Source organism: Alcanivorax sp., from assembly GCF_002726155.1.
Classification (GTDB): domain Bacteria; phylum Pseudomonadota; class Gammaproteobacteria; order Pseudomonadales; family Alcanivoracaceae; genus Alcanivorax.
This window is the reverse complement of record NZ_PBSH01000005.1, coordinates 36,035-49,819: the sequence shown is the minus strand read 5'-3', so window position 1 is coordinate 49,819 and position 13,785 is coordinate 36,035. Positions and strand designations below refer to the sequence as shown.

15 protein-coding genes and 1 tRNA gene are annotated in these 13,785 nt (G+C 59.6%); 8 read left to right on the top strand and 8 right to left on the bottom strand.

Annotated features, from left to right (window positions below; translation table 11 throughout):
• The first annotated feature begins 17 nt into the window (after positions 1-17).
• The 3 genes from CL546_RS01565 to CL546_RS01555 are packed head-to-tail and all read left to right on the top strand — an operon-like array spanning position 18 to position 1,977.
• A complete protein-coding gene (locus CL546_RS01565) occupies positions 18-647 on the top strand; it encodes a LemA family protein (RefSeq protein ID WP_290492577.1) in 630 nt (209 codons plus the stop codon).
• Positions 647-1,366 carry a TPM domain-containing protein gene (locus tag CL546_RS01560; RefSeq protein ID WP_290492576.1) on the top strand — a complete coding sequence of 240 codons (720 nt, stop codon included), beginning with the start codon at positions 647-649 and terminating at the stop codon, positions 1,364-1,366. Before CL546_RS01565 ends, CL546_RS01560 begins: the two co-directional genes overlap by 1 nt.
• On the top strand, positions 1,366-1,977 hold the full coding sequence (locus CL546_RS01555; protein WP_290492574.1) for a TPM domain-containing protein: 612 nt from the start codon (positions 1,366-1,368) through the stop codon (positions 1,975-1,977). The genes CL546_RS01560 and CL546_RS01555 overlap by 1 nt, the downstream gene beginning before the upstream one ends.
• A gap of 482 nt (positions 1,978-2,459) precedes the next feature.
• On the opposite strand, the gene CL546_RS01550 is transcribed toward CL546_RS01555, so the two are convergent.
• On the bottom strand, positions 2,460-4,028 hold the full coding sequence (locus tag CL546_RS01550) for an AMP-binding protein (RefSeq protein WP_290492572.1): 1,569 nt from the start codon (positions 4,026-4,028) through the stop codon (positions 2,460-2,462).
• Positions 4,029-4,384: 356 nt separating this feature from the next.
• On the opposite strand from CL546_RS01550, the gene CL546_RS01545 reads away from it, so the two are divergent.
• Entirely contained in the window at positions 4,385-5,416 is a 1,032-nt protein-coding gene (locus CL546_RS01545; protein WP_290492571.1) for an AraC family transcriptional regulator, read from the top strand.
• A 131-nt stretch (positions 5,417-5,547) separates the two neighbouring features.
• Positions 5,548-6,099, top strand: a complete 552-nt coding sequence (locus tag CL546_RS01540) for a hypothetical protein (RefSeq protein ID WP_290492569.1) — start codon at positions 5,548-5,550, stop codon at positions 6,097-6,099.
• 62 nt (positions 6,100-6,161) lie between these two features.
• Here the strand turns inward: CL546_RS01540 and CL546_RS01535 are convergent.
• Positions 6,162-6,238: transfer RNA gene (locus CL546_RS01535), tRNA-Met, on the bottom strand.
• A 225-nt stretch (positions 6,239-6,463) separates the two neighbouring features.
• Here CL546_RS01535 and iscR point away from each other — a divergent pair.
• The 3 genes from iscR (at position 6,464) to CL546_RS01520 (ending at position 8,895) form a co-directional block, all read left to right on the top strand.
• Positions 6,464-6,928, top strand: coding sequence for a Fe-S cluster assembly transcriptional regulator IscR (gene iscR / locus CL546_RS01530; RefSeq protein WP_063519605.1), 465 nt, complete (start codon positions 6,464-6,466; stop codon positions 6,926-6,928).
• A 56-nt stretch (positions 6,929-6,984) separates the two neighbouring features.
• Positions 6,985-8,136 (top strand): IscS subfamily cysteine desulfurase, encoded by a 1,152-nt coding sequence (locus CL546_RS01525; protein ID WP_290492566.1) that lies wholly within the window; start codon positions 6,985-6,987, stop codon positions 8,134-8,136.
• Between the two features lie 177 nt (positions 8,137-8,313).
• Entirely contained in the window at positions 8,314-8,895 is a 582-nt protein-coding gene (locus CL546_RS01520; protein ID WP_290492565.1) for a heme NO-binding domain-containing protein, read from the top strand.
• 102 nt (positions 8,896-8,997) lie between these two features.
• Here CL546_RS01520 and CL546_RS01515 read toward each other — a convergent pair whose 3' ends face one another.
• From CL546_RS01515 to sufC, 6 genes are all read right to left on the bottom strand, one after another.
• The gene (locus tag CL546_RS01515) at positions 8,998-9,447 is read right to left on the bottom strand and encodes a SufE family protein (RefSeq protein ID WP_290492563.1); all 450 of its coding nucleotides are present in this window, start codon (positions 9,445-9,447) and stop codon (positions 8,998-9,000) included.
• An 82-nt stretch (positions 9,448-9,529) separates the two neighbouring features.
• Entirely contained in the window at positions 9,530-10,072 is a 543-nt protein-coding gene (gene sufT / locus CL546_RS01510; protein WP_290492562.1) for a putative Fe-S cluster assembly protein SufT, read from the bottom strand.
• A 19-nt stretch (positions 10,073-10,091) separates the two neighbouring features.
• Complete coding sequence (locus CL546_RS01505) at positions 10,092-10,451, bottom strand: HesB/IscA family protein (protein WP_290492561.1); 360 nt, start codon at positions 10,449-10,451, stop codon at positions 10,092-10,094.
• A 138-nt stretch (positions 10,452-10,589) separates the two neighbouring features.
• Positions 10,590-11,798 (bottom strand): aminotransferase class V-fold PLP-dependent enzyme, encoded by a 1,209-nt coding sequence (locus CL546_RS01500; protein ID WP_290492729.1) that lies wholly within the window; start codon positions 11,796-11,798, stop codon positions 10,590-10,592.
• Positions 11,798-13,027, bottom strand: coding sequence for a Fe-S cluster assembly protein SufD (gene sufD / locus CL546_RS01495; RefSeq protein WP_290492559.1), 1,230 nt, complete (start codon positions 13,025-13,027; stop codon positions 11,798-11,800). Before sufD ends, CL546_RS01500 begins: the two co-directional genes overlap by 1 nt.
• Positions 13,024-13,779, bottom strand: a complete 756-nt coding sequence (sufC, locus tag CL546_RS01490) for a Fe-S cluster assembly ATPase SufC (RefSeq protein ID WP_290492558.1) — start codon at positions 13,777-13,779, stop codon at positions 13,024-13,026. The genes sufD and sufC overlap by 4 nt, the downstream gene beginning before the upstream one ends.
• Positions 13,780-13,785 lie beyond the last annotated feature (6 nt).

The following is a 13,785-nucleotide window of genomic DNA, read 5'->3' as shown; positions in this document are numbered from 1 at the left end:
TCAAGGAGACAGGATCGATGACAAAGACACTGACCGCGCGGCCCATGCCGCGCATGGCTACCGTGTGGCGCAGCGCCATGCTGGTCTTGCTGGCAGGCTGGTTGAGCGGGTGTGGTATCAATAATATCCCCACCTATGACGAGCAGGTCAAAGCGGCCTGGTCCCAGGTGGAAAACCAGTACCAGCGCCGTGCCGACCTGATTCCCAACCTGGTCAACACGGTCAAGGGCTATGCCAGCCACGAGCAGGAAGTGCTGGTGGACGTGACCCAGGCTCGGGCCAAGGTGGGCTCCATTCAGGTGGATGGCAACATGCTCAATAATCCGGAGAAACTGCAGCAGTTCGAGCAGGCCCAGCGTCAGCTCGGTTCCGCCCTGCAGCGTTTGATGGTGGTGGCCGAGCGTTACCCGGACCTGAAGGCCAACCAGAACTTCCTGGCCCTGCAATCGCAGCTGGAAGGCACGGAAAACCGCATCAGTGTGGCGCGTCGTGATTACATCGCTGCGGTACAGCAATACAACACGGAAATTCGCACCTTCCCCGGTCGCCTGTGGCACAGCTTCCTGTACAGCGACATGGAGCCGCGCGAGACCTATGAAGCGACCGCTGAAGACGCGGACCAGGCACCAGCAGTGAACTTTAACTGATGCGCTATTTCGCACTGATTGTTCTGCTGCTCAGCACCTCGCTGTGGGCGGCGCCGGAGTTTCCGGCGCTGTCCGGCCGGGTGGTCGATGAAGCGGGGTTGCTGACCCCCGCCCAGACCCGGAGCCTTACCCAGGCCCTGGCCGCCGCAGAACAGAACACGTCCAATCAGCTGGTGGTGGTCACTGTGCCGGATCTGCAGGGCTACGAGATTGCCGATTATGGCTATCAACTGGGCCGTGAATGGGGCATCGGTAGCAAAGAGAACGACAACGGCGTGCTACTGATCGTGGCCCCCAATGATCGCAAGGTTCGTATTGAAGTGGGCTACGGCCTGGAGGGCGCTCTTACCGATGCGCTTTCCAGTGTTATCGTCCAACAGGAAATTTTGCCGGCTTTCCGTCAGGGGCAATTCTATGGCGGTATTCAGGCCGGGGTAACCAGTATCCAGGCTGCGATCAAGGGCGAATATCAAGGCGAACGCCAACCCCGCGACAAGCCCAGCGGCCTCAAGGCTCTGCTGATACTGATCGGCATGGTCGTGCTCACCTTCCTGCTCTCCTTTGGTGGTGGCGGTGGTCGAGGCGGTCGTCGTGGTAGCTTGATGTTCCTGCCCATGGGAATGGGCGCTGGAGGTTTCGGCGGTGGCGGTTTTGGTGGCGGCGGCTTCGGCGGCGGCGGTGGTGGTTTTGGGGGCGGTGGCGCCTCGGGAGGTTGGTAATGTTGCTGGATAAAAATGCACAGGACGCACTGGCCCAAGCCATTAGCGAGCAGGAGGCTCGCACCGATGCGGAAATGGTGACCGTGCTGGCCCGGCAGGCCGATGATTATCGCTACGTGACTGTCATGTGGGCGGCGTTGTTGTCGCTGCTGGTACCTGCGGTGCTGCTGTTTCTGCCCGTGTGGTTAACCCCGTTTGAAGCCTTGTTATTGCAGTGGGGCGTGCTGTTGGGGCTGGCGGTGCTGTTCCGGTTCAAACCGATCCAGTTGCGGCTGGTGCCCCGGCGTTTGCAGCAAGCCCGTGCAGCGGGCCTGGCGCGCCAGGCGTTTTTGCAGCAGGGGCTGCATCGCACTAAAGGTGCCACGGGCGTGCTGATCTTTGTCAGCGAGGCCGAGCACTATGTGGAAATTCTTGCGGATCAGGGGATCGCCCAGCATGTGCCAGACAGCGAGTGGCAAAGTATGGTGGATGCCTTTATCGCGCAGCTGAAACGCGGTGACGTGGCCAAGGGATTCCAGCAATGCGTGACCGCCTGCGGTGACAAACTGGCGGCTCATGTGCCCGCCACGGAGCAGAAAAACGAATTGCCGAATCATCTGGTTATTCTCTGATTTCGGGCAATGCTCAAGAAGGGGCCATGTAGCCCCTTTTTTTATGGTGCTCTGTGGTTGCCACAGGCTTTCCATGAAGCCATGGTAGGAGCTCCTCTTGAGGTGCGAACCCGAGCCCAGGCGAGGAAAAAGTTTTCATCTCTCACCAAAACTTCCCCCAATGATTCCGGATCTGAAATGACGCATCGCCCTTCGGTCGATTCTGCGTTGGCTCGGGTTCGCACCTCAAGAGGAGCTCCTGCTGCGGCTTTGTAGCCGGTGTCCAAGGCCATCAAAAGGGGATGTCGCCGATTTAACTGCAATGAGAGAAGCTCCTGCAGGCTGAGCCGGGTTGCATGCGCCTGAAACTCAGCGGGGATTCTTCTTTCGTGATTCGCTCCTGAAATCAGGGCTGGATGCGAGAACGGAAGTAAAATGGAAAGCGGTGCCGTTTTACTGCGCGCTCGCGCAACAAAACGGCACCGTAAGGTGGGCTGGCAGGCTTACTGATCGCGCAGTTCGCGGCGCAGAATCTTGCCCACGGTGGATTTGGGTAGTTCCGCATGCACGATCACGTGCTTGGGCACCTTGTAGGCGGTCAGCTCCTCGCGGCAGAAGGCAATGATGTCGTCCACCGGCACGTCCTCCGACAGGGCGACATGGGCACAGACCGCTTCGCCGGTCTTGTCATCGGGCTTGCCGACGACAGCCGCTTCCACAACGCTGGGATGACCACTCAGCACGTCTTCGATTTCGTTGGGGTACACGTTGAAACCGGAGACGATGATCATGTCTTTCAGGCGATCGACAATCTTGATATTGCCATTTTCCTGCACCACACCCACGTCACCGGTACGGAAGAAACCGTCCTTCATGGACTTGGCCGTTTCTTCCGGGCGGTTCCAGTAACCCTGCATCACTTGCGGCCCGCGGATCACCAGTTCGCCCACTTCGCCAATGCCCAGTTTGTTGCCGTCTTCGTCCCAGGCTTCCACCTCGGTTCCGATAAGGGGCGCGCCGACGGTGCCCAGCTCTTCGGCACCGAACTGGTTCAAGGTGGCGACCGGCGAGGTTTCGCTCAGCCCCCAGCCTTCGGTAACCGGGCAGCCGGTTACCGATTGCCACAGCTTGGCGGCGGAGCTGGTCAGGGCGCTACCGCCGGAGAAGGTGAGCTTGAGGCTGGAGAAGTCCAGAGCCTTGAAATCCGGATGGCGGCACAGACCGACAAACAGGGTATTGATACCGGCCAGGCCGGTGAACTTGAACGGCTGGATGGTTTTCACGAAACCATCCAGATCCCGCGGGTTGGGAATCAACACATTCATGGCGCCCAGGTTGAACAGGGCCAGCATGTTCACGGTGAATGCATAGATGTGGTACAGCGGCAGCGGGCAGACAAAAATCTCCTTGCCGGCTTCACAGCGCTCGCCCAAGCGCTCTTCCATCTGCGCCGCGTTGGCCAGAATGTTGGCGTGAGTGAGGCTGGCGCCTTTGGCCACACCGGTGGTGCCGCCGGTGTATTGCAGCACGGCGATGTCTTCACGCTGTGCCTTGATGGGGGCCAGGTCAGGCAGGTTGGCGCCTTGTTCCATGGCAGCCACAAAATCGTGATAGCCGTGCTGGGCCTCTTTGGGCGGGGCAATCAGGTCTGCCGGGCCGGTCACCAGCACGTGCTCAACCTGGGTGTCGGCCTTGATGGCTTCCAGCCGGTCCAACGCGTCGGCAAACACCACCAGCGCCTTGGCGCCGGAATCACTGAATTGATGCTGCATTTCCCGCGGCGTGTACAGCGGGTTGGTGTTGACCACCACCAGGCCGGCCCGGAAAGCGGCGTAAGCGGCAATCGGGTACTGGTTCAGGTTGGGCAGCTGAATGGCCACGCGGTCACCCTGTTGCAGTCCGCAGGCATGCTGGAACCACTTGGCCAGATGGCGGGACTTCTCTTCCAGCTCCGCAAAGGTCAGTGTCTGGCCCAGGCAGTGGTAGGCAGGCATGTCCGCATACCGCTGGCAGTTATGCTCGATAAACTCGGCGGTATTGGTGAACTGCTCGTTCAGTGAAAGGGTGCTCATGGAATACTTCTCCCGATAGTGTTGTGCGCGTATTAATACCGGCATTTCTGCCGTTGAATCGTTGTTATTGTGCCGGGCGAGAGCCTGAACCACTGCTCTGCGCCAGCAAGGCGGGGGCTGGCCTGCCGTCCATCTGAAATGTTCCCGAGGGGACTGCGTTGCTGATGGGGCAGCGCGTTAGACGGTGGCGTAACGCCCGCATCATCGGCGAACACCTTACCCCGGTGATCGGAAAGCGCCATGGCTGTCCACGCCAATTTGTTGTCCCATCGCGCCGTGGCGGTAAAATGGGCGCTTGGAGCAAAGGTGTAATGCAGGGGCCAGTAGGGGCCGTCGGGGCAATAAAGGCTGAAAACGTGCAAAGCGAATATATAGCCCTGAGCGGCTGGGTGATCCCCATATCCAAGACCATGCAGGCCCATGGTATCGACGTGCAGGCGGCGTTCGATGCCTGTGGCATTGCAGCAGCGGATCTGGAGAACCTGGAATCCAGAATGGCGGTGGCCAAGCTGTCCTCCCTGGTGGCCTATTGCAATGCTCGCCTGCCGGGGAAAGATTTCAGCGTACAGGTGGGGCAGCATTTCCACCCCGGCATGTTCCACGCACTGGGTTATGCAATGATGTCGTCGGCCTCTCTGGAAGATGCGTTGCTACGCATCGTGCGTTATAAGCGCGTGCTCTCTAACGCCTGTTGGGCGGATGTTTATGACGCGGACGATGGGCTGGCGATCCGTACCATGCCGTTGTTTGACGAGGTGACCGGAAAGCCGGCTCTGGGTCGTTGGGAAATCGAGATATTCTTCGCCACCTTGGTGACATTTGCCCGTGAAGCAGTGGAGACGACACTGCGGCCGTTGCACGTCAGTTTTCATACGCCTCCTCCAGAACAGGGAGCGGCTTATCTGGAAGACTTTTTCGGCTGTGATATCCACTTCAATGCGGACTGCAACGTGGTGGTATTCGATCGGCAGCAGGCCGCACAGAAACTGCTTACCCACAGCATGATGCTGACCCAGAGCCACGAAAAAATGCTCGACGAGTATCTGACCCGTGTTGACCAGAATGACTTGGCCAACCGGGTGAAGTGTCGCATCCAGGACAAGCTGGCCCTGGGCTCGCCCACCCAGGCTGACATTGCCAGCACCCTGGGAATGAGCTTGCGCAATTTACAGCGAAAGCTCAGCGAGCAGGGCACCAGCTTCAAGGATATCCTGGAACAAACCCGCAAAAAGCTGGCGCTGGAATATATCGAGCAGCGCCACCTGACGCTGGGTGAAATTGCCTATCTGGTGGGCTTTTCTTCCGCAGCCAATTTCAACCGTGCCTTCAAACGGTGGACCGGCGTCAGCCCGGGAGAATTCCGGATGAGCCACTCGGTCACGGCATAATGGAAAGGCGATGTGTATCCGCCATGAGGGATACAAAAGGGCAACGATACGGCGATTCGGGCTGCTGCCTGGCGTAGCACAATCGCGGTAGACTCAACGGATAATTCAATAATGATCGCAGGGAGCGACTCATGGCTTTACTCAGAAACCTTCTCGTTCTGTCTTGCAGTCTGGTGCTGGCAACGACCGCCACCGCCGACCTCAATGTGCACGGTGCCTTGAAAGGCGGCTGGACCGACCTGGATTACGATGACGGTGATTTTCCTGCCGGAGCAGATCTTGATTCGACCGACCACACCTTTTCCATCCTCGCCGGGCTCACGTTCCCGGTAGCCCGTGATCGCATTCATCTGGGCGGAGAAGTGGCGCATAGCTACCTTGGTGAGTACAGCGCAGAGCTAGCCGGCACAGAGGCGGAAGTGATGCTCACCGGAAGCGAAGTTGTTTTTGCCAGTTTTTTCGAGGTAGCGACCGGCACTCAGTTATTTGTACGGGCTGGCGGTTGGGCGTGGGAGTCTGACGTTGATCACGGGGATGATGATTCCGGTTTCGATCCACTGTGGGGAGTGGGCTTCACCTATGGGTTGGACAATTTATTGTTCCGTGGTGAAGCAAACCGCTACGACGCGGAAGACGAGACGATCGATGCCTACACCGTCGGTTTGCAGTATCAGTTTATGTAGAGGGTGCTTGTTCCCAAACAAAAAAGGGCCTGACGGTAACGTCAGGCCCTTTTTTGTTTGTCTGGTAGCAAGGGGCGGACTTGAACCGCCGACCCCAGCATTATGAGTGCTGTGCTCTAACCAGCTGAGCTACCTTGCCATTTGAGGCCGCGAATTTTCCGCGAGGTGGGGGCAGGTGTCAAGCACTGGTGGCGAGGCTGGGTAATGTTTGATCAGTTGTTGCTTGCGGGGCGGGAAATCTGCGATAGTTGGCCTGTAAATGAAAATCATTATTGTTTAATGGCGATGCGGTGCTAGAATACTTGACCAAATTGCTCGGGATTACTACTCTCACTCTTTTAATACACGCAAGAAAGGTGTGGATATGCGTTTGACGACCAAAGGCCGCTATGCGGTAACCGCCATGCTGGATCTGGCGCTGCATGCAGCGACCGGGCCGGTGTCGCTGGCGGATATTTCAGAGCGTCAGGGTATTTCCATTTCTTACCTGGAACAGCTGTTTGCCAAGTTACGCCGTAATGGGCTGGTGAGCAGTGTGCGTGGTCCCGGTGGCGGCTACCAGCTCAGCCGGGACAGTGAACAGATTGACGTGGCGGCGGTGATTGCAGCCGTGGATGAGTCGGTGGATGCCACCCGCTGTGGTGGCCACGGGGATTGCCAGGAAGGGGATACCTGCCTGACCCATCACCTGTGGTGTGACTTGTCTGATCAGATTCAGGATTTCCTCAGCGGTATTACGTTGGGTGAGCTGGTGGCCCGCCAGGAAGTGCGGCACGTGGCCCAGCGTCAGGATCGTCAGCAGCAACGTTTGCCCGTCAGCAGTCTTTGATTGTGTGCCGGCGCTGCCGGCCTCAGTAATCCGCTACCAGCCATACGATACCCATCATGAGCAATGCCGTTTATTTGGACTATGCGGCGACCACTCCGGTAGATCCGGCGGTGGTGGACGTTATGGTCCGTCATCTTGGCCCTGAGGGCACCTTTGCCAACCCCGCGTCGCGTAGCCATCTTTACGGCTGGCTGGCGGAAGAGGCGGTGGAATCTGCCCGCCGTCAGGTAGCCGACCTGTTGAATGCGGACCCCCGCGAAGTGGTCTGGACCAGCGGTGCCACTGAGGCCAATAACCTGGCCCTGAAAGGCGTGCTCGATGCTCGCGGCGGGGGGCATGTGATTACCAGTGCTACCGAGCACAAAGCAGTGCTGGATGCCTGTGGCTGGCTGGAAAGCCAGGGCCATGCGGTGACCTACCTGAAGCCGGAGAAAGACGGCCAGGTGAGCGTGGAGAGCGTCGTCGACGCGCTTCGTGATGACACCGTGCTGGTGAGCGTCATGCATGCCAACAACGAGACCGGAGTGATCAATGATATCGCCGCCATCGGTGCCCTGTGCCGGGAGCGTGGCGTGCTGTTCCACACCGATGCGGCCCAGTCCGTGGGCAAGCTGCCCCTCGATGTGAAAGCGTTGCCGGTGGATCTGGTGTCAGTGTGTGCTCACAAGGTCTACGGGCCCAAGGGTATCGGGGCCTTGTATGTGCGCCGTTCGCCGGACGTGAAGGTGGCCGCGCAGATTCACGGTGGTGGCCATGAGCGTGGCATGCGCTCGGGCACCCTGGCCACGCACCAAATTGTGGGCATGGGTGAGGCCTTTGCCTTGGCTGAGTCATTGAAGGATGAAGAAGGGCCTCGCATCAGCGCGTTGCGGGATCGTCTGTGGCAAGGCATCCAGGCGCTGGGCGGTGTGAGTGTGAACGGCGGTGAGGCTCCGCGTTTGCCGGGACACCTGAACGTGGCCTTCGAGGGCGTGGATGGCGAGATGCTGCTCACGGCCATGAATCAGGTGGCGGTGTCGTCCGGTTCGGCGTGTACGTCCGCGTCGCTGGAGCCTTCCTATGTGCTCAAGGCTATGGGGATAGATGACTCCTTGGCCCATGGCTCGATTCGTTTTTCTGTGGGGCGTTTTACCACGGATGAGGATATCGAGCGTGCTATCGCGTCGGTGACTGACGCGGTATCGCGATTGCGCACGGTGCCGGTCTGACGCCAGCGGTCGGGACCGTCAGGGGAAGAATGTGACGGTTTCCGACACTGTGTTGTTTCCACTGCTTGGGCATCCTTGGCCCAGTGGTGTTTCCGGGCCGCTCAGAGGCCCGTTTTCCGGTATGGCTTTTGCTTTGTTCTCAGTGAGGATTCTCCGCACTGATCGCGAGGGCGTGCCATGCACGGTGTCATCGTTTCCAACTTCAAAACCTATCTGGATGAATTTCTTGGTGCGGATGCCTGGGGCGATGTGATTGCCGGTGCCGGGCTCGACGGAAAAACCTACCTGCCGGTGGCCCTGTACCCGGATGCGGAAATGGAGGCGTTGTTGGAGGCGGCGGTAAACGCTACTGGCTTGCGTCGGGACGACCTGCTGGCGGATTTTGGCGAGTGGGTGATTGGTCCGCTGGTGCGCATGTACCAGGCCATGATTCCGGCGGATTGGGGCACTCAGGCGCTGTTGCTGAATATGCAGACCATCCATGAGCGGGTGCTGAAACTCAAGGACCCGGCCGCCAGTGCGCCGAATATTCAGGTGCGCCAGTGCGGTGAAGGCACGCTGGAAATTCACTACCTTTCACACCGTAATATGGCGCCGATGATTTTGGGCGCGGTAAAAGGGCTGGCTGAGCATTTTCAGGAAACGGCACAGCTGCTGGCCGCAGAGGATGTGGTTTCAGGCGAGGGTGTGCAGCAGGGCGAATGCCGGTTTCTGTTTCAGCTGCAGCCGCAGTGTCTGGCGAACCAGGACGTGGGGTAGGTTTTTGTAGGAGCGCCTCTCGAGGCGCGAACCGCACCCGCAAAGGCTGTTGCAAGCAGATTCGCGGCTCGAGCGCCGCTCCTACGGAGAAGGGGCTGCAGTTCAGGCGGCCAGTTGAGCGGCCTGTTGTTTGATTTTTGCGACCATGGCGCGCAGGCCGTTGCCACGGGTGGGGCTCAGGTGGCCGAGCAGGTCAATACGGTCGAAGAAGCCGTCCATGTCGTAGTCATGAACGCCCTGGGGGGATTGCTGATTGAGCGCCGACAGCACGATGGCTGCCAGCCCCTTCACGATCAGCGCGTCGGAATCCACTGCCAGGAACAGGGTGTCCGCATCGCGGTCATATTCGGTTTCCAGCCACACCTGACTCTGGCAGCCGCGTACAAACCGGTCTTCTGTTTTCAAATCGTCCGGCAGCTCGGGCAGCTGTTTGCCCAGGTCGATGATATAGCGATAACGCTCTTCCCAGTCATCCAGAAACTCCAGATCCTCGGCAATGTCCTCGGCGGTCACGTCCTTGCCAAGCTTGATGCTGCGAATATCAAATTGCACGTCGTTGAGCTCCGTTATTTCTGCCTGCAGGGTTGCCGGGTCTTGCGTGTTGCATATTGCGTGAAGCGTGCAGCGTCTCTTATCAGAACATCCCCAGCTCAAGCTGGGCTTCTTCGCTGATCATTTCGCGGCTCCAGGGTGGGTCGAACACCAGGGCCACTTCCACCTTGTCCACGTTGGGCACTTTGCCGAGCCGGTCTTCCACGTCGCCCACCAGTACCGGGCCCATGCCGCAGTTGGGCGCGGTGAGGGTCATGCGCACCTGCACCACATTCTGCCCGTCTCGCTGGATTACATCGCAGCCGTAGACGAGTCCCAGGGCCATGATGCTTACCGGAATTTCCGGATCGAAGATGGTTTCCAGGGCAGTGTTCAGGTCTTCATCGCGCACGCTGCCGTCGTCATTGGCTGGCGCAAAATCCAGCTCCAGAGGCTCCTGGCCGATGGCATCGGCGTCAGTGCCGTCGATGCGCGCCATGTTGCCGTTGATGGTGACGGTGTATGTGCCGCCAAGCGCCTGGCGCAGGTTGACGAAGCTGTTCTTGGGAATGGTGATGCGGGTGCCGTCCGGCACCTTGCGGGCCGGAACGTCGCGCTGAACCACTACCGTGCGTTGGTCTGCCATTGTTTTCCCGGGCTGGTGGTTAGACGTCGTCTACCGTAAAGCTTTCACCGCAGCCACATTCGCCGGTGGCGTTGGGGTTGCGGAATTTGAACAGACTGTTGACGCCTTCGGTGACGTAGTCGATCACCAGGCCGTTGAGCATGGGCAGCCATTTTTCCGGCACGTAGAGGTTCACGCCGTCGATCTCGAACAGCTTGTCGCCGTCTTTGGCTTTTTCCACGAAGTCCAGCGTGTACATGAACCCGGAGCAGCCGGATTCGTCCAGATCCAGACGGATGCCGGCGGCATTGGCCCGCTGGATTTCACGCAGGGCCTGTTGGTTGGCAGCCTCGGTCAGGTTAAGGGTGACCTGGCCGGGTTGGAATGTCTGAACGGTCATGTGTTACCTACCTTGCATGAAGCATGGCTGATATTGCTTTAGGAGCGTCGCTCGAGACGCGAACCGTACCTGGCACGGCCTGTCGCGAGCAGCGTTCGCGTCTCAAACGACGCTCCTACGGTGAGGTGTGTGCCGGGATCAGAGAAAGGTTTTGACCTTCTCCAGACCTTCGAACAGGCGATCCACCTCTTCCAGCGTATTATAAATCGAGAATGAGGCCCTGACAGTACCGGGAATGCCCAGGGTGTCCATCAGCGGCATGGTGCAGTGGTGGCCGGTGCGCACGGCGATGCCTTGTTTGTCCAGCAACATGCCCACATCCGCCGGGTGGCCGCCGTCCAGCAGAAAGGACAGTACACTGACTTTACTGGTGGCGGTGCCGATGATTTTCAAGCCTTCGCAGGCCTGTGCGCGCTCGGTGGCGTGGGCCAGCAAGGTGTCTTCATGGGCCGCCAGGACGGGGCGATCGTGCTGGTTTAGCCACTCAATGGCGGCGGCCAGGCCGATGGCGCCGGCAATGTTCGGTGTGCCCGCTTCGAATTTGTAAGGCAGCTGGTTCCAGCTGCTCTTTTCGAAGGTCACCGTTTCAATCATTTCGCCGCCGGTCTGATAGGGCGGCATGGCTTCCAGCAAGGCGCGGCGACCATAGAGTACGCCGATGCCAGTGGGGCCAAACAGCTTGTGGCCGGAGAAAGCGTAGAAATCCACGTCGAGATCCTGCACGTCCACCGGGAAGTGGGCCACGGCCTGGGCGCCGTCGATCAAGGTGATGGCGCCGGCGGCTTTCGCCCGGGCAACCATCTCTTTCACCGGGTTCAGCGTGCCCAGCGCATTGCTGGCATGGCCAATGGCGAAGATTTTGGTTTTCTCACTGAGTAGCTGGACGAAGGCGTCCTGATCCAGGCTGCAGTCGTCACGCAGCGGGATCACTTTCAGTGTGGCGCCGGTGGCGGCGCAGGCCTGCTGCCAGGGGACGATGTTGGCGTGGTGTTCGCTGGTGCCAATCAGTACTTCGTCACCGGGTTGCAGGCGTTCGCGGGCGATGCACTGGGCCACCATGTTGATGGACTCGGTGGTGCCCTTGGTCCACAAAATTTCTTCGCGACTGGCGTTGAGGAAGGTCGCCACGGTTTCTCGGGCGCCTTCAAACTGGCCGGTGGCTTCATCACTCAAGAAGTGAGCGCCGCGGTGCACGTTGGAATTCAGCGTGCGGTAGTAGTTATCCAGTGCTTCGAGCACCGCCACTGGCTTCTGAGTAGTGGCGCCGTTATCCAGGTAGACCAGCGGCTTGCCGTTGACCTGTTGATCCAGAATCGGAAATTGTGCGCGCAGGGCCTGAATGTCCATCACGCGGCACGGTCTCCCGCTGGCGTGGTATGCGCCAGCTCGGCTTCCAGCCAGGGGGTGGCCCACTCGGCGACTTTTTCGTGGGGCAGGGTCATCAGCAGTTCGTTCACAAACCCCAGGCTGAGCATGCGCTTGGCTTCGGCTGCGGGAATGCCGCGCGATTGCAGGTAGAACTGCTGCATGGCATCGAGCTGGCCGACGGTGGTGCCGTGGGCACATTTCACATCGTCGTTGTAGATTTCCAGCTCCGGCTTGGTGTTGATTTCAGCGCCGGGATTGAGCAGCAGGTTTTTGTTGGACAGCTCGGCATTAGTGCCGCTGGCACCGGGGTGAATGTGGATGCGGCCATTGAACACCGCTTTGCCACTTTCGCCGGCCAGGCCTTTGAAGTTCTGGTCCGATTCACAATTGGGAACCGAGTGCTCCACGCACAACTGGTTGTCCACGTGGCTCTTGTCGCGCACCACGAAGATGCCTTTCATGTTCAGTTCTGCGCCGCTTTTGCTGACCAGGGCACGTACGTCGTTGCGGCGCAGGCGGTTGCCGGTCATCAGCTGGTAGCTGTCGACTTTGCTGACGCCTTGCTGGTCGATGATCAGGGTGCCGATATGCAGGCTGCTGGCTTGTTCGCCCTGCAGGCGGTAGTGGGTCAGCTGGGCATTGTCGGCGGTGATCAGCGCGGTGACCGCGTTGGTCAGGGCCTGGCCTTCCGCGTGGTAATGCTCAATCACGGCGGCTTCGGCACCCTGATTCAATACCACCACCAGGCGCGGATTGCAGTGCGCCGGGGCATCGCTGGCAGACTGGATCTGCACATGGATGGGCTGCTCGATGCGGGTGTTGGCAGCCACGGTCAGCACCACGGGCTGGCTGGCAACGGCGCTGTTGTAGAACGCAAACGGGGTCTGCAGACCGTTGATGGCCGGGCCATCGTGGGACAGGCTGACGCCGTCGGGCAGGTTATGGCTGACCAATTGGCCGTTGTTGATGGTTACCACATAGTCAGACAGCGCGGGCAGTGACTGAGTCAGTTCGCCGTCGGCGGTGGCATTGAGATGGCCATCGGCCAGCGCTTGCAGCGAGGTGTACTTCCACTGCTCGGTTTTGCGCTCCGGAAAATTGGCGGCTTCCAGGGCGGCCAGGGCATCGCCCGCACTGCCGTTAGTCTGTGCGTTGGCCAGCGCCTGGGTTTTCAGTTCCTGCGCGAGCGCAGAAGCGGAGAGACTCATGCGGACTCCTCTTCTCCGGTCAACCAGCCGTAGCCTTTCTCTTCCAGCTCGTGGGCCAGTTCCTTGCCGCCGGATTTGATGATCTGGCCGTTGGACAGCACGTGCACGAAGTCCGGCACGATGTAGTCCAGCAGGCGCTGATAGTGGGTCACCAGTACAATGCCGCGTTCCGGGCTGCGCAGGGAGTTGACGCCTTTGGCCACGGTTTGCAGGGCGTCGATGTCGAGGCCGGAATCGGTTTCATCGAGCAGCGCCAACTTCGGCTCCATTAGCAGCATCTGCATGATTTCATTGCGTTTTTTCTCGCCGCCAGAGAAGCCTTCGTTGACGCCGCGCTTGAGGAAGCTGGCATCCAGGTTGACCTGCTTGCAGGCCGCGCGAGCCTGACGGAGCAGGGTGACCGAGTCCCACTCTTCCTTGCCCTGGGCGCCGCGCACGGATTCCAGTGCCGCTTTGAGAAACTCCATGTTGGACACGCCGGGGATTTCCACCGGGTACTGGAAGGCCAGGAACAGGCCGGCCTGGGCGCGTTCTTCCGGTTCCAGGTCCGCCAGGCTGCTGCCTTCGAAAAGGGCTTCGCCGCCAGTGATTGCGTAATTGTCACGACCCGCCAGCACGTTGGCCAAGGTGGATTTGCCGGAGCCATTGGGGCCCATGATGGCGTGTACCTCGCCCGGGTTAACGGTCAGGTTCAGGCCTTTGAGGATCGGCTTGTCCGCCACGGTGGCGTGAAGATCACGAATTTCCAGCATATGTCG